The following is a 20,400-nucleotide window of genomic DNA, read 5'->3' on the forward strand; positions in this document are numbered from 1 at the left end:
TAGTATCAAATATACTAATTTATTATATCAAAGCCTGTATACGGCCTCAAAACTTCGGGTATTACAATACCTTCCGGCGTTTGGTAATTCTCTAAAAGGCCTGCCAGTACGCGTGGCAAAGCCAATGAGCTTCCGTTTAGCGTGTGTGCCAGGTGGTTCTTGCCGTCTTTATCGCGAAAACGCAGCTTAAGGCGGTTAGACTGGAAAGTTTCAAAGTTTGATACCGAGCTTATTTCTAACCAACGATCCTGCGCGGTTGAGAACACTTCAAAATCGTACGTCAGTGCCGATGTAAAGCCCATATCGCCACCACAAAGGCGCAATATGCGGTATGGAAGCTTAAGCTCCTGCAAAAGGGTTTTTACATGTTCTACCATGCTGTCTAAGGCTTCATAGGACTTGTCCGGGTGTTCTACACGCACTATCTCTACTTTATCAAACTGGTGCAGGCGGTTAAGGCCTCGCACGTGTGCCCCATAAGATCCTGCCTCTCTACGGAAACATGGCGTATAGGCTGTACACAGTTTAGGAAGATCTTTTTCTTCAATAATTACATCGCGAAAAAGGTTGGTAACCGGAACTTCAGATGTTGGAATAAGATACAGATCATCGGCAGCATCATGATACATCTGGCCTTCTTTATCAGGCAGCTGACCTGTTCCATAAGCCGATGCTTCGTTTACAAAATGCGGCACCTGATATTCGTTATAGCCCGCTGCGGTATTTTTATCTAAAAAGTAAGCAATAAGGGCACGTTGTAAACGGGCTCCTTTACCTTTATAAACCGGGAAACCTGCGCCTGTAATTTTTACACCAAGCTCAAAATCTATAAGATCATACTTTTTAGCAAGGTCCCAGTGTGGCAATGCGCCTTCGTGCAGTGCAGGGATTTCGCCTTCGGCAAAAACCTCAAGGTTGTCTTCGGGAGTTTTACCTTCCGGCACGATATCGGCAGGAGTATTAGGCAGCTTGTACAACGCCTGTAACAACTCTTCGCTAACGGTTGTAAGGGTTTCCCCTAACTCTTTGCTTTTATCTTTAAACTGAACTGTTTTTTGTTTAATAAGTTCGGCTTTGGCTTTCTCGCCTGCCTTCATTAACTCACCAATGTCTTTAGACAGCTTGTTGGATTCAGAAAGTATGGAGTCGAGCTCTGCCTGAGTGTGTCTTCTTTTCTCGTCGAGTGCTATTACTTCGTCTACCAGCGGTGCGGCATCTATGTTGCGTTTTGCAAGTGCTGCAATCACTTTCTCTCTGTTTTCCCTAATAAATGCTGTTTGTAACATGGTTGTTAAATTTTATAAAGTGAGCAAATTTAATGATTTGTTTTAATTTACAGATTTTAACGTTAATTAAAAGCAGGACAAACACATTATAAAAATGCATATTATTTGATGTTCTGCGACACTGACACGCCATCCTTAAAACATTTACTTATAAACGCAAAAAAGAGAGACTTTTAAAAGTCTCTCTTTTTACTACTTAGATTATGGCAACTACCGGGAATTATGCGGCTTCTTCACGAATAAACTCTCCGGTTTTTTTATAATATGCGGCAACATCTTTACCGTCTTTGGTCAATACCAATTTGTAGTTACTACCGTCTTCGGCAACAAGTGCCTGTACAAGAGAGTAGTCTTTATATTTAGCTACAGCCTCTTTTAGCACAGCAGGTGCAATTTGCGACTGAGATATTTTATTATAATCTTCAGACACTGCTGCTGTAGCAGTTGCCGGTTGTGCCGGAGTTGTTGTTGCAGGTTGCGCTGTAGCCTGTTGTGCAGGTGTAGCGGCAGGTTGCTGCATTGTGGCATCGGGCTGTGCAGTTGCCGGAGTTGTTGTGGTTGTTTGCTGCGGTGTTGCAGGGTTTGTTGTTTGTGTTGTATTATCTGTTTGTGCGGTGGCTACTGCTGTAAAAGCCAGCATAAAAGCGCCAATAAATAAATTTTTCATGGTATATATGTTTATTTAAGTTAATCTGTTTAAGGATAGTGAAATAACCATACCACGAAAGAAAAAAAAACAACAAACCTATGATTTTCAGAACATTAAATAATTTTAAAGTTTTTCAAAAACCTGAAAAATTCTACAATTGTGTAGAGAAGGTCTACAAAAATTACGTGATTTTTAACAGTAGGATAGATAACAGACGGCAGATAATAGATGATAAACATTAGAAGAAAACAAATTGCTCCGTGCTTAGCAGTAACAGTATGTGAAAAAGTTTATACATAAAAACTGAACCAGGCGTGATTTCTGCCTGGTTCAAAAACCAACCTGTGCAAAAAATGCACAGGTTCAAAAATTGGTTTAATAAAAACTCTTCCTGCTCACGGTTTTGTTTACATCTATAACATAAAAGAGTGCCTGAACGTCGTTTAGGTGCAGGCGGAAGTCAGTAAACTCGGGGCTGTCGTTAAGGCTGTGGCAGGTAATGTAACCTTCTTCGGTGTTGTGCTCTATAATTTCTTTAAGCAGGGGCATTTTGCTTTGGGTGGTATAAATAACCCAGTACGGGAAATCGCGGTAACGCAGCTTGCCGTTCCACAGGTGGCGTTGAAGCTCGCGGGTACTTACAATACTGTTACGGGTAATGGCACTGCTGCTGCCATCGTCCATACTGTCTCCGTTTACCCTAAAGGCCACATAGCGTCCATGTACCATTTTATCTACAAGAATGCCATGCTGACCCAAATCGCCCAAAAAATCAGCATCCTGGTAGCTGCTCAAAAAACCAGCCTGAACATTAAACTCAGCCAAAGGCATAAGCATATAAAACTGTCCGTTAGGCAGCGGCACGAAGCTATTGCCGTTCTTATTCTCTAAATTGTCTATAATTTTAACCTCTTCGTGGGTAACAGATTTATTATGTATATCACGCTGCTCTAACACCTTGTGCAATATTTCACTTTTGCTCCTCGGTATAGGCCTGCCCTTTTCATAATTAATAATTGTTTCACGACTTGCCCCAATAAGGTCGCCCAACTCCTTTTGTGTGAGCCCCAACTCTTCTCGCCTTTGTTTTATTTCTAAAGCCTCCATAATCAAACATTTACATAATTATCAGCAATAATTTTCACGCAAAGTGAAAAAATTAACCTGAAATGATTTTGAAATGTGGAATATTCCACTTAATTTTGCATCATACTTCACAAAGGTACAATAAAATGCGTAATAAACAACTTTTAACCAAAGAAATAGCTATGCTCAATGCAATAAAAAGTGCATACAATCATTACTTAGCTTCTGGAAGATCAGTTTTTGAAGTGGAAAATGCCACTCAGGTGCATTATAATTTGTATGTAATAAACCGCACGCTGAGGGAACTTTACAGGCCTCACCCCCAGCCCCTCTCCAAAGGAGAGGGGAGCAGCTACACTCAGGTGGGCATTGAACATCGGACTTCGGATATCCGACAACCAAAAACCATCAACCAAAAACCAACAACTAAAAACCAATTGACCAACCACTTTAAGCAACTGGAAATGAAAGCTATTATGTTGTTTAATGCAGACAGGAGGTTTACGATTACGGAGTAACGGGCCTCACCCCCTCCCGATAGCTATCGGGACTCTCCAAAGGAGAGGGGAGCAGCTTCACTCGGGCGTACATTGGACTTCGGACATCCGACAACCAAAAGGCCTCAACCACAGCCCCTCTCCACCCGAGGCTGAAAGCCGAACTGGCGAAGCAAAGGAGAGGGGAGCAGCTTCATTCGGGAGGACATTGGACTTCGGACATCCGACAACCATCAACTATCAACCAAAATCTTTCAATCTTTCAATCTTTCAATCTTTCAATCTTTCAATCTTTCAATCTTTCAATCTTTCAATTTATAAATCATTAAATCTAAACGAAAATGACAATCACAGGAACAATCGAGCACATTGAGTACCGCAACACAGCCGGACATGAAAAAAAAGTAGTAACCCTTGCGCCCGATGGCAGGCAGAGGGCATTTGTAGAGTTTCGCGGTCGCCGCATGGAAGACCTTGACCGCTACAAAGAAAATGACGAGATACAGGTTACCGTTACCCTGGAAGGTAAAGTGAGCAAGAACAGCGGCATACAGTATAACAATTTAGTGGTGCAATCGGTTAATTAGTATTTGGTTGGCGGTTGTTGGGAGCTTCAATCGTCACTAAAAATCCTCACCCCCCGCCCCTCTCCAAGGCTATCGTGTGGACACAAATATTAAGTTGATTAATTCTGCCAAAAGTCCTCTCCCCCAACCCCTCTCCGAAGGAGAGGGGAGCCAACGGACGGGTACAGTACGGCAAAAAACACCGTCATATTATTGCTGAATCGTTATCAACACGTATGAGTGAAGCTCCTCCATCCCCTTCGGGGAGGGTTGGGGTGGGGACAAAAAAGATGTGTCCACACGATAGTCCCTGAAGGGAAGAGAGTAGCTTCACTCGGGCGGATGAACAGCTTCTGACATCCAACATCGGACTTCCGACAACCGAAAGACCTCACCCCCAGCCCCTCTCCAAAGGAGAGGGGAGCAGCTACACTCATACCGGAAAAGGGCTTCGGCAGCAGACATCGGACTTCCGACAACTATCAACTAAAAACCAACAACTTTAAAACTTTCAACATTTAACTTTAAAAACTAAAAAGAAAATGAACTACAAAATAAAAGGCATTATAACTGCTGTGGGCGATGTAAAAACCACCAAACTTGGCACTGCAGTACAGCAGCTGCATTTTGAGCAGGAAACGGGCAGAATGTTCTACCCCTCGGCATTAGGGACCAAGATTGAGTTGCTGAGCGACCTGCTTCCGGGCGATGTGGCCGAGCTTGAATTTCATATTTCGGGGTCTAAAGGCACATACAACAATGTGATTATAGACCACATTGCAAGGGTGTAATGAAAGACCCTGCTTTTTTGTTCTACCCCGGCGATTACCTTCGCGATACACAGTGCCTGGGCGAGGCGGTACAGGTGGCTTATGACCGCATTATGTGCGAACATATGCGCAACACCTGTATTGCAGAGGCGCAGCTAAAATTCTTCACAAAAAATTTATCTGATGACGAAATCGCCCAGTTAAAATCGGTTTTAACCAAAACTCCCGATGGTTACCAGATTGCATGGGTGGCCGAAAGTTTTAATAAACGTAAGGCTTACAGCGAATCGCGCCGTAAAAACCGAAGTTCTAAACCTAAAAAAGATACGCTGAACACCGGCAATACATCTACATCATATGAACTACATATGGAAAATGAAATTGAAGATGTAAATGAAAATGTAATTGAATTTGAAAGAGGAAAAGAGGGTACGGGAGAAAAACCGGATGCAGTGCGGTTTGCTGAACCGCAAAGTGTAGCTGGCTCCCCTCTACTTGGGAGAGGGGCCGGGGGTGAGGTTTTAGTCATGCCTTTCGACACTCCCGAATTTGCCACCCAGTGGCGGGCGTGGAAAGAGTACCGTGCTACAGAGCATCACTTTACCTACCGCAGCATTCAGGGCGAGCAGGCGGCACTGGCAGAGCTGGGCAACCTCTCTAAATTTACACAGGCTACCGCCATAGCCATACTGCACCAAAGCATGGGCAAGGGCTGGAAAGGTTTTTTTGAACTGAAGAACGATGGAGCAAAACCAACTGCCACAAAGGGCAAAGTGCGCTATAGCGACGATTTCAAACGAAAAATTGCTCAGCGTTTACAGTCCGGATAACTGCATGCGCCACGCCCGCAAACTTACAAACATGAGCGTAGCTATGAACGCCCCTGCCCCTACCCTTGCCGCCATTAGCCGCGAGAAAGGTAAGGAGTTTTCGGTGGGGTTAACCATGGGGTGGCTGGTGTATTTAAACGACATTTTGAACCTTAATAAACCCATGACCGAAGACCAGATAGAGCTGTGCGCCATAGAGGTTATTGACACCTATGGCTCGCTAAAAATGAGCGACCTGACCTTTCTTTTCCGTAAAATAATCAGCGGACAGTTCGGCGAGTTTTACGAGAGCCTGACTATTCAGAAGGTGCTTACGTTCTTCCGCCAATACTTTGACGAACGCTGCAACCTTGCCGAACTGGAAAGCGAACGCGCCCATGCCAATTTTGCAAGTGTGGATACGTTTAACTACAGCAGGAATTTGAAGAGGCTGTGGAAGCCCCCAATCCCCCAAAGGGGGAGTAAAGGGTATCGTTAATCTTGGTTATTTGTGAGTTTGGTTATCTGCCTTTAAGACTTGGTGCGTTCTTTGACATAGTGGAAAAATCAGTTAAAATATAATTATTAACAAGTTATTATGCAGATGCATTAATTATTATATTTGGTTAGACGTTTACATAAATCATAAAACAGACATAAAACAGACATAAAACAGACATAAAATACACTTTTAAGTGTATTTTTGTTTGTAAACTAATAATATTGTGAATATATTTGCTTTAGAAATTTGGGACGATGAAGGTGCTGCATGTACATTTTACACTGTTAGGCATGATGATAGCGACATTAATGAAACCGATAGATTTTTTGAAAAATATCATGCTGTAGACGCTTACAGAGAGTCTGCCGAGGAACTTTTGGCATTTATTATACATGCAATTGGAGGAGACCATGGAGCTATTGACGCTTTATTTAACCGAGACGAAAATGAAGTAAAAGGACTCCCGGTTCAGGGTAAAGCTACAATTAAAGAAATCACATATCATTACCCTGATTTTCCTTTGCGGATATATGCGCTAAAAATTTCTACAGGTATTGTTGTGCTTTTTAACGGAGGTGTAAAAGATGGCCCTACAAATCAAACAAGTTCACTGTACATGGAGTGGCGGGCTGCTTGCGAATTTGCAAAACGGATAGAAAATGCACTTCGCGATGGCTCAATTATTGCAGATAATAAAAACAGAATACTTAAAAGTTATGATGGTAGCACTGATATCATCCTCTAAATATAAAACATTATGAGAAGTAAAGTAGCCCAAAGAATTTTGGCAGAAACACCCGAAGAAACAAAAGTGTTTGCAAGGATGTATGCCGACATAGTTGTGCGCATACATGAGTTATTAAAAGAAAACCATTTAAACCAGAAAGAACTGGCTGATAAATTAGAAAAAAGGCCATCTGAAATAAATAAATGGCTTACTGGCGAACATAACTTTACACTGCGCTCACTGGCTAAACTACAGGTAGAACTAGGTGAGCCCATTATAAATGTTCCGCATAGAAAATCCATTACCGCTGCAGATGGAACAGCAGGATATGTAACAGTATATAAAAACACTGCCGCTATAACTAACGATGCCGAATTTAAAACGGTATGGAAAAAATCCAAGCCTAATACAAAAACTCCATTAGCCAATGTCAGCTAATTTATTACAACCCGAAAAAATACATATCATTACATTCAAAATTACGAAAGGGCAAATAAACAGCCCTTTTGAGTTTGACACAGTAAATGTAGAAGGGCATAATTATAAGTTAGATTTAGACCTTTCTTTTAATCTTGGTGAACAATTGATAAGAGCCGACTTTACTGTAACCGTAGAAACTAAAAGCACAGAACAAGTAGCCGAAGAAGCCGCTGGTATTTTTAGCTTTACATTTGTTTATAAGATTGAAAATATAGAAGAGTTAACATCTTTGGAGAATGGAGAAACTATAATAATGCATCCTGCTTTGGCAAATGCTATTGCATCTATAACTTACTCTACATCAAGAGGCATACTGCTTACCCGCTTTCAGGGCACGGCATTAAGTAATTTTATACTGCCGGTTATTAATCCTAATGATTTACTATAAAGCCTCATAACCGGGGCTTTTTCTTCACCCAAAATATTTCCCTAACCACCACCTCATGAACGAAGCCCTACCCGCTTCGGCCATACATAAAACCGCACGAAAAACCTATAGCGATGCTTACCCTGCCCAGGCCACAAAACTGTGCCTGCTGGGTGCTACCGATGCCGATGTGGCGTCTTACTTCAGCATAAGCATTACCACGCTGAACAAGTGGAAAAAAAATCACCCGGAGTTTGCCGAGGCTTTGCAGCGCGGCAAAAAAGCAGCCGATATAGAAGTGGCAGTATCGCTCTACAGTGCTACTATAGACCGCATTGTAACGGTAAAACAGGCCATAAAGTGCAAGGAAATTTATTATGACGAAAACGGAAAACGCGTTGAAAAAGAACGCATAGAAATTGTAGAAGTCGAGAAACATATTCCGGCCGACTTCAGGAGCCAGCAGTTCTGGCTGCGTAACCGAAACCCTGCCCAGTGGAACGAAAAGTATGACGATACAGACGATGCCGCACCGGGCAGCATTACCCTGAATTTGGGCTCCGGCCAAAACCCTGTGGGTGATGAAACTGCTGGTTAAACAGGAGCACGCCGTGTTTTACCTTAAAGACACCCTTACCGAAGAGGTGCTGTATGGCGGTGCGGCAGGCGGCGGCAAAAGCGCACTGGGCTGCCTCTGGCTTATAGAAATGTGCCAGAAATATCCCGGCACGCGCTGGCTTATGGGCAGGAGCAAACTCAAAACGCTTAAAGAAACCACCCTGAACACTTTTTTTGAACAGGCCACGCTGCTGGGCCTTGGCAACCAGTTTGCATACAGGGCTGTAGAGCATGTAATACAGTTTAAAAACGGCAGCCAGATACTGCTTAAAGACCTATTCTCTTACCCGAGCGACCCTAATTTTGACAGCCTCGGTTCGCTCGAAATCAGCGGTGCTTTTATAGACGAATGCAACCAGGTGGCCTATCACGCCTGGCAAATTGTAAAGAGCCGCATTCGTTACAAGCTTACCCAATACGGGCTTATCCCTAAAATGCTCGGCTCGTGCAACCCTGCCAAAAACTGGGCATACAAAGAGTTTTACAAACCGCAGCGCGATGGCAAACTGCCACTGTACAGGCGGTTTATTCAGAGCCTGCCTACCGATAACCCACACCTGCACCCCAGCTACCTGCAATCGCTCCTGCGGCTCGACAAAAATAGTCGCGAACGCCTGTATTATGGCAACTGGGAGTATGACGACGACCCCGCCACATTGATGGATAACGACAGCATTGCCGACTATTTCAACCCCGCCCACCTTAAACCCGAAGGCATTAAGTACATGACCATAGACGTTGCCCGCAAGGGTCGCGATAAAACGGTTTTCCGCATCTGGCATGGCTGGGTGTGCATAGCCCGCGAGAGTATTGCCCGTGGCGGACTGGACGAGGTTGTAGGCCGTGCCAAAGTACTGCAAACGCGCCACGGCATTGCCCTGAGCAACATTGTGGCCGACGAAGACGGTGTGGGTGGCGGCGTGGTCGATTTTTTAAAATGCAAGGGGTTTGTAAACAACTCGGCACCGCTCGAAATGCAGGAGGGCAATGTGTATATAAAGCCTAATTATGAGAACCTGAAGAGCCAATGCTCCATAAAAATGGCCGAAATGATAAGCAACCGGTTTGCCGGCGAACTGTGCGATAATGATGCCATTATGCAAACTACAGTCGAAGAAATGGAACAGGTAAAACTTAAAGATATTGATAAAGACGGCAGGCAGGGCATTATTGCCAAAGACCGAATTAAAGAACTGATAGGCCGCAGCCCCGACGAGTGGGACAGTATCATGATGCGTTACTGGTTTGCACTGCGAAAGAGTTATAATGCCCGCGTTAGGGTGGGGTAGTTATTTCACATAGACAGGGAGGAGACACGGATTTAGGTCTCACCCCCTCCCGATAGCTATCGGGACTCTCCAAAGGAGAGGGGAGCAGCTTCACTCCTGCTTTTAATCTTATGCTATTTTCTTAATGCACTAAAGAAATCTGTGGTCATTCGCGTTCCATCAAATAACCGAATTACCACATAACCAAATCATCACTAATGAAAAACATCACTCTAAAACAATACACTGCCCTTAAGGATACCTTTATTTACGACAGCATGCTTATGCACCTTAACCCTAAAAACAGCTTTGCCAATCGGCAAATGAACGTAAGTCAAATGCCTTATGCCAATGTAAAATACTGCATACGCCAGCTGCAAAAGGTTAACAGCTGGCAGGGCATACAGCAGCTGTTTGTTATTTGCTATGGCATAACCGAAAAAGACTTTTGGAAAGCGCGGGTGGTAGAATATTTTGCCGCCCGCAGGTTTATGATTGCCGAGTTTGAACGCATTATTGCCACCGAAAACAAACTGCTTGCCACGCAAAACACTAACAGTCACCTGTGGGAAATGGCCGGTGCCGACAGACTGAAAAATTACAGTGACACCCTACCCCTGCTTCAGTTGGGCAGGCTCTTTGGGCAATACCCTTTTGACCTTGGCCGCAAGCCCTACAGCGAAATTTTTAACCTGCTGGTGCAGACTAAAACGCAAAATGAGGTGGAGGCGGAGTATGCAAAGCTGGGCAGGAATGGTTGATGAGTGTTGGGTAGAGACGTTGCATTGCAACGTCTGACACTAATTGCGTTATTGTTTCTTCGCGCACCTTTGCGAAGGCAAGATGTAATCTTATTCATGCTGTAACGCAAAGTTTCGCAAAGAAGGCTCAAAGACACACAAAGATTTTAAAGCATTAAATTTCGATTTACTTTCTTCACGCACCTTCAATGCAAGGCACGAAGCGATCTTTTACAGGTTATTCATTTCGAATACATTACAACAAGATTTTTTTGAGATTTTTCGACTGCGCTGCGCTGCGCTCAAATTGGAACTGCATACCTTCTCGCGCTTAAAGGTTACCTAATCCGACATAAGGATTAGCTAAAGACAAGATCGCTTCTTGCCCCGCGATAATAGCTCTTAAAATAGATTGCCGCGCTCCGTGCCTCCGCTCGCAAAGACAGTGCGTGAAGAAATCCGCGTTAATCCGCTCAAATCCGTGGCATCCGCGTTCAATTAAGCCTCCATCAATTACCAAATTACCAAATCCCCAATACCAAAAAATGACAGACATAGTACACATCCTCCGCAACCTTGCGCAGGACAAAAACCTGCATTACTACTACGGTAAAAAAGCCGCGCTCAACCTACTGGACGGCACGCTTGAGACCGATAAAATTTTCCTGCTGCACGAGTTTACCAACCGCAAGAGCGAGTACAACAGCAGCGGCACTAAAATTACGGCTGCCAATTATGAAGGGAAATTCTTTTTGGTAAAACATGCCGATTACGATCTGCCTTATTTTGCCGAGCGCAACACTCCCGAAACCTCTAAATATACCACAAATATTGCCCCGCTACTCTCGGTTTTTGAAGAACTGGGCAATGCCCTTGCCTGCACTGGCGCAGAGGTAGCACAGTGGGACAACATAGACGTTACCGATGCGCTCGATGCAAATATGGACGGCCTGCTGTGCAGCTACAAAATTCGCATACCGGCAACTTATGAATAGCCTTACGCACAGGCTGCTTCTGGCCGACGAGTTTGAACTGCTCAAACAGGAAATCATAGCCGCCTATGAGACCAGCGATATGGAAAGCAGCGGTGACTGGGCCAACAGCGTTAAAGCCGAACCCACCCTAAACGGACATCGCCTTACAGCAGCCGATTATATAAACGGTCGCGATCCGGGCAAGCCGCCACCCAGCGAGGCTATTGAAGAATGGATCGTTAAAAAAGGAATTGCCGTACGGCTCGAAAAGAACATAACCCTGAGTAGCCTTGCTTTCTTAATTGCCCGAAAAATTGCGAAACTGGGATGGAGACCTAAACAAGGCACTGAAGACATTATAGAGCAGGTGGTTACCCCACAACGCATTCAGCAAATACTGGATAAAGTGGGCGAAAGCTACCTTATCGATTTTACCGATCAGATTATTAACCATATAAAACAAGCTGCACTATGAGCATAATTTTTAGCACACCACTATCCGAAGATAAACTGCACATGGCCTATAACAATAGCGTTGTTCGGTTTTACAGCGACAGTACGTTGCAGGTATCGCATGCCACGGTGGGTGCAACAGGGTTTAGCACTACGCTCTATCCTGCACCCAACGGGTCTTTTTACTTTAATTTTAAGCCCTATATATCGGCATTGATAAATACCAAAAATTTTGAAGACACGTTGCAAACTGCATTGGACAGAACCAATCCTAACAGCTTTGTATATGACTGTACTGACGGAGCCCTGCTGGAGAGCCTTGTCTCTTTTGCCATATATTTTACCGATCTGAGTACTGACGTTATTACGTTGCTATCTCCAATATGGCTGGCAGGTGTACAGCAATACGGCAACAATGTCCATTTAGACCGATTTGAAAACCACATCCTTTTTCCGTTTAAAAAAGATACCGCTAATAGCTATTATTTAAAATACTGGCAGGGCTACCCGTTCGACCTTTCGGTATATTCTCCCGATACTGTATTCAGGCTTACCAATACCACCAACCTGCTGGGTGCACAATTCGACGTTCCGGCAAAGGCCTTCAGGTTGGTGCTTAGCGATGGCGACGATGATATTACGCTCGAAGATGTTTTGCCCTTAGTACAGGGGTTTAACACGATCAGAATAAAACAGCAGGAGACTGATCAGGATACCGATAAGTTTTTACTACTTGAAAAAGTGCCTTATAAACAGGGCGTTTACCTAAAGTGGCTCAACAGCCTGGGTGGCTACAGCTATTGGCTTTTTGAAGACACTTACAGCATAGACCGCAGTACGAAACAGCTTGGTGAGCTCGACCGCGATTTTTACAATCTCGATGACAGTTTTAGCCGAACCATACAAATTGGCAAAGAGAGCCAGGACACGCTCAAAATTGTTGCCGAACTGCTTAACGAAGACGAACGCCGCATTGTAGAAGAGCTTTTTGATTCGCCAAAAATTTACCTGTTTACGGGCAAACCTTTTTCGCAAAGCGATTACAGGAGCTGGATAGAGGTATCGCTTAAAACCACACAGGCACGCCTCAAAAACCCACGCCAGCCGCTCACTAACTTTACACTCGATATTGAGCTGCCGGGAAGGTTTACACAAACACTTTAATTAGTCGTAAAGTTTATGACTAACAGTCCTCACCCCCCAGCCCCCTCTCCAAAGGAGAGGGGGAGCAGCTACACTCGTGCTTAACAGGTCCGGGCATTTAAAATCTACCTTTCCGGCATGAGTGTAGCTTCAATCAACTAACAACCGAAAACCATCAACCCTCTTCGGCATGAGTTCCCCTCTCCTTTGGAGAGGGGTTAGGGGTGAGGCCAAACCTGAAACTTAATATTCCAACAATCAAAAAAAATGTCTCTACTCCTCTACATAAACGGGCAACTGACCGACCTTGATGCCGGTACGGTTATAGCCCAGACCAAGCAGGTAAACGACCTCAACAGCATAGACAACCGGCAGGCTAATTATACCAACAAATTTAAACTGCCCAAAACCGCAAACAACATGCGCATTATGCAGTTTTTAACCCTGCCCGGAAATGCGTCGAACGTACCCTACCAAAAAAACGAATGCTCTTTGTACAGCCATACCGGCGAATGCTTTGTGTATAAAGGCTGGGCGGTGGTTACCGATGGTGGCGACAGTTATGACGTAGCGGTTTATGACGGTATTATAGACCTGTACAAAGCCATTGAGAATAAAACCCTTGCCGATGTTGGACTACAGCAACTTGACCATATTAAAAACGTATCGGCAGTTATAAACTCATGGCAAAACACTTCTTTGCCTTACAGGTATATTCTTGCCGACTATAACGGCGACACAGGACTTACCAACGGCACCCCTGGCAATACCCAACCACAGGTAAACATAGACTATTTGGTGCCCAGCGTAAATGTGGCATGGCTGTGGAACAAAATTTTCGAAGAGTTTAATAACGGCATTCAGCCCGGCGGGTCGGTGTTCTTAACACAGGCCTTTAAACAACTCTGGATGACTTTCCCTAAAGGTCAGGTGCGCACAGAGACCAGTGATGTAAGCCTCTTTAAATGCGCCGACTATCATTTTATACAAAGCACGTCCTATCCGGCAGAGCGCAAAACATATTATGCCAAGTTTATATCTACCAGTGTGTATAATTCAGAACTGCTTTCTAACACGGGCGGCATACACTTAAAAGTTTTAAACACTGCAACCTATAAACTAAAAATAAAGGCAAAGCTTTACGGACACAGAGACCGTGCCTCGCACATACACAAAGACAGCTACCTTAAAATTGGTAAAAACTGCGAAAATATTATCGCAACACGCACGGGCAACAATATAATTAACATTTTTGACCAGGAGCCCTACCTTATTTATGGTGAGGAGTTCGAAGCTACATCCAATCCTTTTCAGCTTAATGCCTACGACAGTATATGTATGGTTATAGGCGGACAGGGCACTGATAGTTATGAACTTAATGAAAACTGGCCCGGTGATGAGTTTGAAGCAGAACTGATAAGAACAGACCCCCTTAGCATAGATTTTAGCACGGCTCTTACCGATTTTAGTATTAAAGACTTTATGAACGAAGTGGTGCACCGCTTTGGACTTACTTTGTTTAAAGACAAGTTTAGCAGCGATTACACATTTTTAACCCTTCAGGAACAATTACAAGCTGCTGATGTTGCAGACTGGAGCAGCAAATTTGTAAAAAAAGTAACCGAGAATTATACCAATGGTTCTTACGCTAAAAAAAACTGGTTTAAATATGCCTATAACGACAAAGAAAGCACCCATAACGACGGTTATATTGGAATAGAAAACGTAAACCTCTCTGACACTCGCGATGTTATTAAATCTAAAATATACAGTCCCGAGCGCATACCCACCAGGTATCTGGGCTATGACAGCAACGTCTATAAACTTTGGGAAAAAGAAACCGTAGAAAACCCTGAACCTGATGAACCCACCGTTACTTATAAAGCCCTGGACAAACGCTATTATTTTATAAATGCCGCACAAAATACTAACAGGCCAATTATTGTGCGCAGCAATGACCTGAACATTCAAAGCACCACATCTGCATTTTACAGCGAAAGCTATTATGGACTAAAGTTTCAGGAAATTATAAACCAATACTATGCGCCACTGCAAAGCGTACTCAACAGGGCAGTAACCATAACGGCACAACTATGGCTTACAGATGTTGATATAGCCAACTTCGATTTTAAAAAACTGTATTACATAGAACAGCTTTCCTCTTACTTTTTGGTCAACAAAATAAACAATTACATACCCGGAAAAATTACGCAATGTGAATTGGTAAGGGTTCAAAACAGCAGTATTCCTCCTGCCGAACCTACTATTGAGATTAGCAGCATGACCACGTCTGACCCTTATTTTTACAGCTACGGTAATACTTTTATCATTGATTATACTGCATGGGGCTTTATACCTCCCATTGGTATTAATAACTCTCTCGTGGCAGAACTCTCGGCTGACGGAAGTACCGCGTGGAAGCAGGCATCACAGCCCATTACAGCAGGTTCGCAAAGCTTTACATCCCCACAGTCGTTTATACCGCTCCCCTATATTAGGTTAAGGCATATTTCATCGGGTACGGTCTCTAATGTTTTTCAGTTTAATTTCTAAATGTCCTAAGCATGATACATCAACTTAAAACCATAACTCCGTTTATAGATTTTGGCTTTGGAATAACGCAGCTGAACACAACGGCAAATACACCTTTTACTGTGTGGCTGCAAACACTTTACAACCAAAACGCCTATACATTTACACTTATGGCTACGAATGGACAGGTAACGCAAATTTCTAACTATGAATATATTGTGGTTTACCCCGAACCCGGCACCTATCAAATTAATATAACCGTAGATTCAGCCAATAAAAGAATAAGCCTTGACAGCAATATTTTAACCGTAATTGTTACATAATAATATGGCAAACGAAAAAATTGTACTTGCACAGCTTGATATAGACATTAAAGGCTTAATTGCCGCCGCAGGCGAAGCTACCGCTGCCTTAAAAAAAATAAACGATGAACTGCAAAACCTAAAAGAATCAGGGCAGGAATCATCGCAATATTTTGCCGGAATGCAGCAACAGGCACAGCTTTTTACAAAACTGCTGGAACAACAAAAAACAGCTTTACAGGAACAAATAAAGCAACAGGAAAAACTTGCCGAGGCACAAAAAAATGTAGCCGGGGCCTTAGACAGTACTGCCCGGGCACAACAAAACCTTACTAACAGTATGGCAGCCGGACAGGATTTGACCGCTGAATATGCCGACAACGCAGCCGATGCTACAGATGCTATTAACGGTCTTAACGCTGCTCTGAATCAAAACAGGGCACTAATGGCTGATAATGCAGAAACTGAAAGACAGGTAAAAACCTTTAATGATTATAAAGAGCAGGTAACAGAATCTTTTAATTCTATAAACATTTTTAATGGAGGATTAGGCGGGCTCATCAGTCGCGCGCAGGAGGCAGGGGGCACAGGAACATTACTAAAAAATGCCTTTAGCGGTATTACCGGAGGTATAAAAGGCATGGGACAAGCCATAGCCGCAAACCCACTGGGCATACTGCTTATGGTGCTTGCACCAATTATAGAACAGTTAAAAAACTTTGCGCCATTAACCAATGCCGTAGAAAAAGCAATGGCAGCCCTTAGTCCGGTCATAGATATTGTAACTGCACCTATACAAGTACTCGCACAGGGTATTACATGGGTTGTAGAAGGATTTACTAAACTTATGGGGGCTATGAGCAGTGCGGCAGGAGAAGCCTCTAAGCTAAAACAGGCCGAACAGGAACTGGCAACTCAAATGACACTACAACAATCAGTTAACGAAAAAGTTAAACAACAAACAGATGAGCTTATAAAAAAATCGCAGGACCATACTCTCAGTGAACGCGAACGCGCCAATGCACTACGGCAGGCTTTTGCAATTGAAAATAAAAATTATTCCGACCGCAAAAAACTGGCTAATGATGATTATGCCAACAAACTGAAAAACCTCCAACTCTCCAAAGATCTATCTGATTCAGACATTCAGATACTTGAAGAAGGTACTGCGGCTTCAGTACATAAACTAATGCAGCAAAAAAACATTAGCAAAGAAGAACTTGATACACTTCAAAAAGCAAAAACCACAAAAATGGGAATTGCTGCCGAAGAAACAAACATAAAAAAGCAACAGGCAAATAGCTTTAAAACTATTACAGACGAACTTATACAAAAAAGCAAAAATCAAAAATTAAGTGAGGAAGAAAGAATTAATGCACTAAAGCAAGCCACTGCTAATGAGATTGCATACTATAAAGACAGGAGAGCACAGGCTACCGCAAGTTACAATCAGGCAATGGCCGACGCTTTTAAAAATAAAGGCATCAGGAAAGAAGACATTGACGGCCTTTTGGCTCATGGCAATGCCTATAAAGAAAAAGCACGGGTACTTAAACTTATGTCTCAGGAGGAAATTAACACCCTAATAAATGCTCATGCCGAAAAACAACGTCTAAGCAGGGAAGAAATTCAGATGCTGGAAAACCAAAAGGCAGCCGAAAAGCAACTAAAAGACCAGATTGCCGCCGAAGAAAAAGCTGAGGCAGCAGAACGTCAAAGAGCACAACAGGAACGCCAGAAAAAAGCGGCACAGGATACGGCTCAAAAGCTTAAACTGGAACTGGACCTGCTAATGGAGAACGAAAGCCGCAAAACCAAAACTCTGGAGCAGGAACTGGAACTTGCAAAAAAGGTGGCTGCCCAAAAAAAAGCCATTGCCGATGCAGAGTTTGCCGCAACAGACAAAACCGGAAACGACATACTTGCTAAAAAACTTGCTTATGCTAAAATAGACAATGAGCTGGCACAGGAAGGAATAGAGAATGCGGCAAAAGTAGCACAGGCAAAAGTTGATGCGGCAGGCAAAGAAGTGCAGGAATTTATAAACGCCAACCAGAGTAAATTAGACGATGATAAGTTTTTCTCTCAGGAGTCGTATAATGCAGAGGTGGCAAGGCTGGATTCTATTGCTCAAAAGCAGGAGGAATATCAAACTTTAAGAAAAAATCTTGGAGTGATAACCGAGCAGGAATATCAGGATGCCATAAATGCCATACATGATGCTAATAGCGCCACCAAAGACGGGCTAAGGGCAGAAAGAGAAGAGGCAGAGAAAACAAAGTTAGCCATAGACCTTGAAAACAAACGCGCAGCCGACACTGCCAATATGGATTATGACCTGGGCTTTCAGCTGGATAAACTGGATGCCGAGAAAAAACAGGAACTTGACGCTGCCGAAAAAACCGGAGCTGACAAAAAGCTTATTGAAGATAAGTATGCAAAGCTTGAAAAAGATACCCGCATGGCGGTAATGAACAACAAGCTCGACCTAGCAAACAGCACTTTTACAAGCCTGCAGGGCATACTGGGCAAAGAGAGTGCAGCGGGCAAGGCTATGGCTGTGGCACAGGCTACTATAGATACTTACAAAAGTGCCGTGTCTGCCTACAGCTCTATGAGCGGCATACCCATTGTGGGGCCGGCACTGGGTGCGGTTGCGGCGGCTGCAGCGGTGGCAGCAGGTATTGCTAACGTTAAAAAAATTACCAGCACCAAAGCACCTAAAGCAGAGAAAGGCGCACTGTTTAGCATTGGCGGCAACCGCCATAGCAACGGCGGCACTATGTTTACCGGGGCAGACGGCACCCGCTTTGAGGCCGAAAAAGGCGAGCTTATTGGCGTAATGAACCGTAATGCTGCTGCACACTTTATGGCTTTTAACAACGCATTTCCGGCAGGGGGCAGCAGTGCCCCAAACTATTTTGCCAATGGCGGCATAGTATCGAGAGAGATTGCTTCGCCCAGCTTAAACGTAGATGAACTTGCTACAAAAATAGCACAGGCCAACACCACCATACCTGCACCGGTAGTTGCCGTTCAGGATATTATTGCACAGGGTAACAGCTATGTGCAGGTGCGCGATGCTGCTAATTTTTAGTGGTTAATGAGTGTTAGTTATTGGTTATTGGTTATTGGTTGTTGGAAGCTTCACTCAAACCTACAGGCTGGCAACTAACAACTGGCAACCATCAACCAAAAACCATCAACCATCAACCGTTATTGAAACAGGCAATTAACTACACCCTGAATTTTTTGCCCTGTGGCAATGGGCATTTCCAGGTCGTCTACTATAACACTCGTAATTTTTTTAGCTTTAAGCTTATCTACCAATTCGCCTTTAGGAGAAAAAAGCACATGATAACGGTACGATTTGTCTTTAACAAACTCAGCAGCAATATCATTGGTCTTTACAGTAAGTGTTTCTCCCTTTTCCAATACAAGCGTTGCCTCACTTACAGGATTAACTCTTCTTGCCCCAAACAAAATAAGGTAAACGGCGTATGTGGTACCATCGCTGTCAATATCTTTAGATACCGAAGAGCCATCGCCCGTGGCAACTTCTTCGGTTGTGCCAAATTGGCCTTTATGTACTGTTTTATCACGGCAATAAAATCCATCAGGCACAGCCAGTCCGCCAATTACTTCGAACGGATATCCGTAATCAAATTTTTCGTTGTATATATAATAGAGCTTCAGGCTGTTTGCCCCTTCCAGCGTTAGCCTTGTTTTTACCTCGCCAAAACGTGTTATTTTATCTATTGCTGTTACCTTAAACGTTTGTCCTCTTAAAGCCGTAGCTTCAGTATATAACGAGGCACTTTTAGCAGGCATGTATCGCTCTGTCTGCTCTGAAGTAATGTTGGTGTAAAAATCCGGGTATCCTAAATTTTCGGCAGTCTTTGTGCTGATAACTTTTACTGTTTTGCCCTTTAGTAGCTCCGGCATAGTACCCGGATAGTTTATTTGGGCATTGCCTGATAAAGAGCATAATAACACTATAAAAAACATAAATTTTTGCATGGCATCTACTTGATTTTAAATTATACAGCCTTTGTAGCTGCCCTGCAATACTACATTTAATACTTTTTTCAATTTTACGGAAAACCTTTTTTTGAAGATCATGGTAAAAGAAATTTTATCGGGCTGGAAAAACTACCTCGAACGCAGTGAAGTTACAGAGGCTGTTGCCCAAAAAAGAGCTGCAATTTGTGCCGCCTGCCCCTATGCCAAACACGGCAAATTACTGGCTTTTATTAAAGACAGCCTTACCGAAATTGAGGGTGCTTACTGCAACATTTGCAAGTGCCCGCTTAGTGCCAAAGTGCGCAGCACAGATATTTGCCCTAAAAACAAGTGGTAATTAATGACCCGATATGAAACCATAACCGCCCTTGGCGACAACTTTATAAAACTAATGGGCAAGAGCCTTGTACCCGTGCATCTGCTGGACTGGAAGGTGTATTATGAGGCCTACCTTAAAGAGCTGGAGTGCCAAAAAAAGTATTTTAAAAAAGTGCGAAAAACAGCCGTGGTTGCCACCGTGGCAGACAATTACAACATTAGCGAGCGCAGTATGTTTAATGTTATTGCGTTTATGGAGGGATGCTAGTTGTTAGTTAATGGTTGTTAGT

General features: G+C 43.5%; 23 protein-coding genes. 19 read left to right on the plus strand and 4 right to left on the minus strand.

Annotated elements, in window-relative coordinates:
* Positions 1–14: 14 nt before the first annotated feature.
* The 3 genes from serS to GR160_RS08500 all read right to left on the minus strand — a co-directional run bounded on the left by serS (position 15) and on the right by GR160_RS08500 (position 3,042).
* Positions 15–1,286 carry a serine--tRNA ligase gene (serS, locus tag GR160_RS08490; RefSeq protein WP_160749430.1) on the minus strand — a complete coding sequence of 424 codons (1,272 nt, stop codon included), beginning with the start codon at positions 1,284–1,286 and terminating at the stop codon, positions 15–17.
* Between the two features lie 220 nt (positions 1,287–1,506).
* Entirely contained in the window at positions 1,507–1,953 is a 447-nt protein-coding gene (locus GR160_RS08495; protein WP_160749431.1) for a hypothetical protein, read from the minus strand.
* Between the two features lie 357 nt (positions 1,954–2,310).
* A complete protein-coding gene (locus GR160_RS08500; RefSeq protein WP_160749432.1) occupies positions 2,311–3,042 on the minus strand; it encodes a helix-turn-helix domain-containing protein in 732 nt (243 codons plus the stop codon).
* 125 nt (positions 3,043–3,167) lie between these two features.
* Here GR160_RS08500 and GR160_RS08505 point away from each other — a divergent pair, with 125 nt between their 5' ends.
* The 17 genes from GR160_RS08505 to GR160_RS08585 all read left to right on the plus strand — a co-directional run bounded on the left by GR160_RS08505 (position 3,168) and on the right by GR160_RS08585 (position 18,866).
* The gene (locus tag GR160_RS08505) at positions 3,168–3,539 is read left to right on the plus strand and encodes a hypothetical protein (protein ID WP_160749433.1); all 372 of its coding nucleotides are present in this window, start codon (positions 3,168–3,170) and stop codon (positions 3,537–3,539) included.
* A gap of 320 nt (positions 3,540–3,859) precedes the next feature.
* Positions 3,860–4,105 carry a hypothetical protein gene (locus tag GR160_RS08510; RefSeq protein ID WP_160749434.1) on the plus strand — a complete coding sequence of 82 codons (246 nt, stop codon included), beginning with the start codon at positions 3,860–3,862 and terminating at the stop codon, positions 4,103–4,105.
* A gap of 521 nt (positions 4,106–4,626) precedes the next feature.
* A complete protein-coding gene (locus tag GR160_RS08515) occupies positions 4,627–4,875 on the plus strand; it encodes a hypothetical protein (protein WP_160749435.1) in 249 nt (82 codons plus the stop codon).
* Positions 4,875–5,684, plus strand: a complete 810-nt coding sequence (locus tag GR160_RS08520; protein ID WP_160749436.1) for a hypothetical protein — start codon at positions 4,875–4,877, stop codon at positions 5,682–5,684. The genes GR160_RS08515 and GR160_RS08520 overlap by 1 nt, the downstream gene beginning before the upstream one ends.
* A 31-nt stretch (positions 5,685–5,715) precedes the next feature.
* The gene (locus GR160_RS08525; RefSeq protein WP_237421193.1) at positions 5,716–6,162 is read left to right on the plus strand and encodes a hypothetical protein; all 447 of its coding nucleotides are present in this window, start codon (positions 5,716–5,718) and stop codon (positions 6,160–6,162) included.
* 226 nt (positions 6,163–6,388) lie between these two features.
* A complete protein-coding gene (locus GR160_RS08530; RefSeq protein ID WP_160749437.1) occupies positions 6,389–6,910 on the plus strand; it encodes a hypothetical protein in 522 nt (173 codons plus the stop codon).
* Between the two features lie 12 nt (positions 6,911–6,922).
* A complete protein-coding gene (locus GR160_RS08535; RefSeq protein WP_160749438.1) occupies positions 6,923–7,330 on the plus strand; it encodes a helix-turn-helix transcriptional regulator in 408 nt (135 codons plus the stop codon).
* On the plus strand, positions 7,320–7,760 hold the full coding sequence (locus GR160_RS08540) for a hypothetical protein (RefSeq protein WP_160749439.1): 441 nt from the start codon (positions 7,320–7,322) through the stop codon (positions 7,758–7,760). Before GR160_RS08535 ends, GR160_RS08540 begins: the two co-directional genes overlap by 11 nt.
* 55 nt (positions 7,761–7,815) lie before the next feature.
* Positions 7,816–8,337: a hypothetical protein gene (locus GR160_RS08545; RefSeq protein WP_160749440.1), complete on the plus strand. Its 522-nt coding sequence runs from the start codon at positions 7,816–7,818 to the stop codon at positions 8,335–8,337.
* Positions 8,321–9,646, plus strand: coding sequence for a phage terminase large subunit (locus GR160_RS08550; RefSeq protein WP_160749441.1), 1,326 nt, complete (start codon positions 8,321–8,323; stop codon positions 9,644–9,646). The genes GR160_RS08545 and GR160_RS08550 overlap by 17 nt, the downstream gene beginning before the upstream one ends.
* Positions 9,647–9,843: 197 nt before the next feature.
* A complete protein-coding gene (locus tag GR160_RS08555) occupies positions 9,844–10,386 on the plus strand; it encodes a hypothetical protein (RefSeq protein WP_160749442.1) in 543 nt (180 codons plus the stop codon).
* Positions 10,387–10,910: 524 nt separating this feature from the next.
* Positions 10,911–11,360, plus strand: a complete 450-nt coding sequence (locus GR160_RS08560) for a hypothetical protein (RefSeq protein WP_160749443.1) — start codon at positions 10,911–10,913, stop codon at positions 11,358–11,360.
* Positions 11,353–11,814 (plus strand): hypothetical protein, encoded by a 462-nt coding sequence (locus tag GR160_RS08565; protein WP_160749444.1) that lies wholly within the window; start codon positions 11,353–11,355, stop codon positions 11,812–11,814. Before GR160_RS08560 ends, GR160_RS08565 begins: the two co-directional genes overlap by 8 nt.
* A complete protein-coding gene (locus GR160_RS08570; protein ID WP_160749445.1) occupies positions 11,811–12,956 on the plus strand; it encodes a hypothetical protein in 1,146 nt (381 codons plus the stop codon). The genes GR160_RS08565 and GR160_RS08570 overlap by 4 nt, the downstream gene beginning before the upstream one ends.
* Positions 12,957–13,202: 246 nt before the next feature.
* The gene (locus GR160_RS08575; RefSeq protein WP_160749446.1) at positions 13,203–15,488 is read left to right on the plus strand and encodes a hypothetical protein; all 2,286 of its coding nucleotides are present in this window, start codon (positions 13,203–13,205) and stop codon (positions 15,486–15,488) included.
* Positions 15,489–15,499: 11 nt separating this feature from the next.
* Positions 15,500–15,790, plus strand: coding sequence for a hypothetical protein (locus GR160_RS08580; RefSeq protein ID WP_160749447.1), 291 nt, complete (start codon positions 15,500–15,502; stop codon positions 15,788–15,790).
* A gap of 4 nt (positions 15,791–15,794) precedes the next feature.
* A complete protein-coding gene (locus GR160_RS08585) occupies positions 15,795–18,866 on the plus strand; it encodes a hypothetical protein (protein WP_160749448.1) in 3,072 nt (1,023 codons plus the stop codon).
* A 119-nt stretch (positions 18,867–18,985) separates the two neighbouring features.
* On the opposite strand, the gene GR160_RS08590 is transcribed toward GR160_RS08585, so the two are convergent.
* Positions 18,986–19,789, minus strand: a complete 804-nt coding sequence (locus GR160_RS08590; RefSeq protein ID WP_160749449.1) for a hypothetical protein — start codon at positions 19,787–19,789, stop codon at positions 18,986–18,988.
* A 100-nt stretch (positions 19,790–19,889) separates the two neighbouring features.
* On the opposite strand from GR160_RS08590, the gene GR160_RS08595 reads away from it, so the two are divergent.
* Both GR160_RS08595 and GR160_RS08600 read left to right on the plus strand, forming a co-directional pair.
* Positions 19,890–20,129, plus strand: coding sequence for a hypothetical protein (locus GR160_RS08595; RefSeq protein ID WP_160749450.1), 240 nt, complete (start codon positions 19,890–19,892; stop codon positions 20,127–20,129).
* Positions 20,130–20,132: 3 nt separating this feature from the next.
* A complete protein-coding gene (locus GR160_RS08600) occupies positions 20,133–20,378 on the plus strand; it encodes a hypothetical protein (protein WP_160749451.1) in 246 nt (81 codons plus the stop codon).
* Positions 20,379–20,400 lie beyond the last annotated feature (22 nt).

The sequence above is a fragment of the Flavobacterium sp. Sd200 genome (assembly GCF_009826935.1).
In the GTDB taxonomy this organism is placed as follows: Bacteria; Bacteroidota; Bacteroidia; order Flavobacteriales; family Flavobacteriaceae; genus Flavobacterium.

Excerpts from the sequence above, each read along its gene's own strand:
- GR160_RS08505 (WP_160749433.1), top strand. The coding sequence starts at position 3,168 with ATGCGTAATAAACAACTTTTAACCAAAGAAATAGCTATGCTCAATGCA.
- GR160_RS08570 (WP_160749445.1), top strand. The coding sequence starts at position 11,811 with ATGAGCATAATTTTTAGCACACCACTATCCGAAGATAAACTGCACATG.
- GR160_RS08510 (WP_160749434.1), top strand. The coding sequence starts at position 3,860 with ATGACAATCACAGGAACAATCGAGCACATTGAGTACCGCAACACAGCC.
- GR160_RS08580 (WP_160749447.1), top strand. The coding sequence starts at position 15,500 with ATGATACATCAACTTAAAACCATAACTCCGTTTATAGATTTTGGCTTT.
- GR160_RS08550 (WP_160749441.1), top strand. The coding sequence starts at position 8,321 with ATGAAACTGCTGGTTAAACAGGAGCACGCCGTGTTTTACCTTAAAGAC.
- GR160_RS08545 (WP_160749440.1), top strand. The coding sequence starts at position 7,816 with ATGAACGAAGCCCTACCCGCTTCGGCCATACATAAAACCGCACGAAAA.
- GR160_RS08535 (WP_160749438.1), top strand. The coding sequence starts at position 6,923 with ATGAGAAGTAAAGTAGCCCAAAGAATTTTGGCAGAAACACCCGAAGAA.
- GR160_RS08515 (WP_160749435.1), top strand. The coding sequence starts at position 4,627 with ATGAACTACAAAATAAAAGGCATTATAACTGCTGTGGGCGATGTAAAA.
- GR160_RS08600 (WP_160749451.1), top strand. The coding sequence starts at position 20,133 with ATGACCCGATATGAAACCATAACCGCCCTTGGCGACAACTTTATAAAA.
- GR160_RS08520 (WP_160749436.1), top strand. The coding sequence starts at position 4,875 with ATGAAAGACCCTGCTTTTTTGTTCTACCCCGGCGATTACCTTCGCGAT.
- serS (WP_160749430.1), bottom strand. The coding sequence starts at position 1,286 with ATGTTACAAACAGCATTTATTAGGGAAAACAGAGAGAAAGTGATTGCA.
- GR160_RS08595 (WP_160749450.1), top strand. The coding sequence starts at position 19,890 with ATGGTAAAAGAAATTTTATCGGGCTGGAAAAACTACCTCGAACGCAGT.
- GR160_RS08565 (WP_160749444.1), top strand. The coding sequence starts at position 11,353 with ATGAATAGCCTTACGCACAGGCTGCTTCTGGCCGACGAGTTTGAACTG.
- GR160_RS08590 (WP_160749449.1), bottom strand. The coding sequence starts at position 19,789 with ATGCAAAAATTTATGTTTTTTATAGTGTTATTATGCTCTTTATCAGGC.
- GR160_RS08555 (WP_160749442.1), top strand. The coding sequence starts at position 9,844 with ATGAAAAACATCACTCTAAAACAATACACTGCCCTTAAGGATACCTTT.
- GR160_RS08575 (WP_160749446.1), top strand. The coding sequence starts at position 13,203 with ATGTCTCTACTCCTCTACATAAACGGGCAACTGACCGACCTTGATGCC.
- GR160_RS08495 (WP_160749431.1), bottom strand. The coding sequence starts at position 1,953 with ATGAAAAATTTATTTATTGGCGCTTTTATGCTGGCTTTTACAGCAGTA.
- GR160_RS08525 (WP_237421193.1), top strand. The coding sequence starts at position 5,716 with ATGAGCGTAGCTATGAACGCCCCTGCCCCTACCCTTGCCGCCATTAGC.
- GR160_RS08540 (WP_160749439.1), top strand. The coding sequence starts at position 7,320 with ATGTCAGCTAATTTATTACAACCCGAAAAAATACATATCATTACATTC.
- GR160_RS08500 (WP_160749432.1), bottom strand. The coding sequence starts at position 3,042 with ATGGAGGCTTTAGAAATAAAACAAAGGCGAGAAGAGTTGGGGCTCACA.
- GR160_RS08560 (WP_160749443.1), top strand. The coding sequence starts at position 10,911 with ATGACAGACATAGTACACATCCTCCGCAACCTTGCGCAGGACAAAAAC.
- GR160_RS08585 (WP_160749448.1), top strand. The coding sequence starts at position 15,795 with ATGGCAAACGAAAAAATTGTACTTGCACAGCTTGATATAGACATTAAA.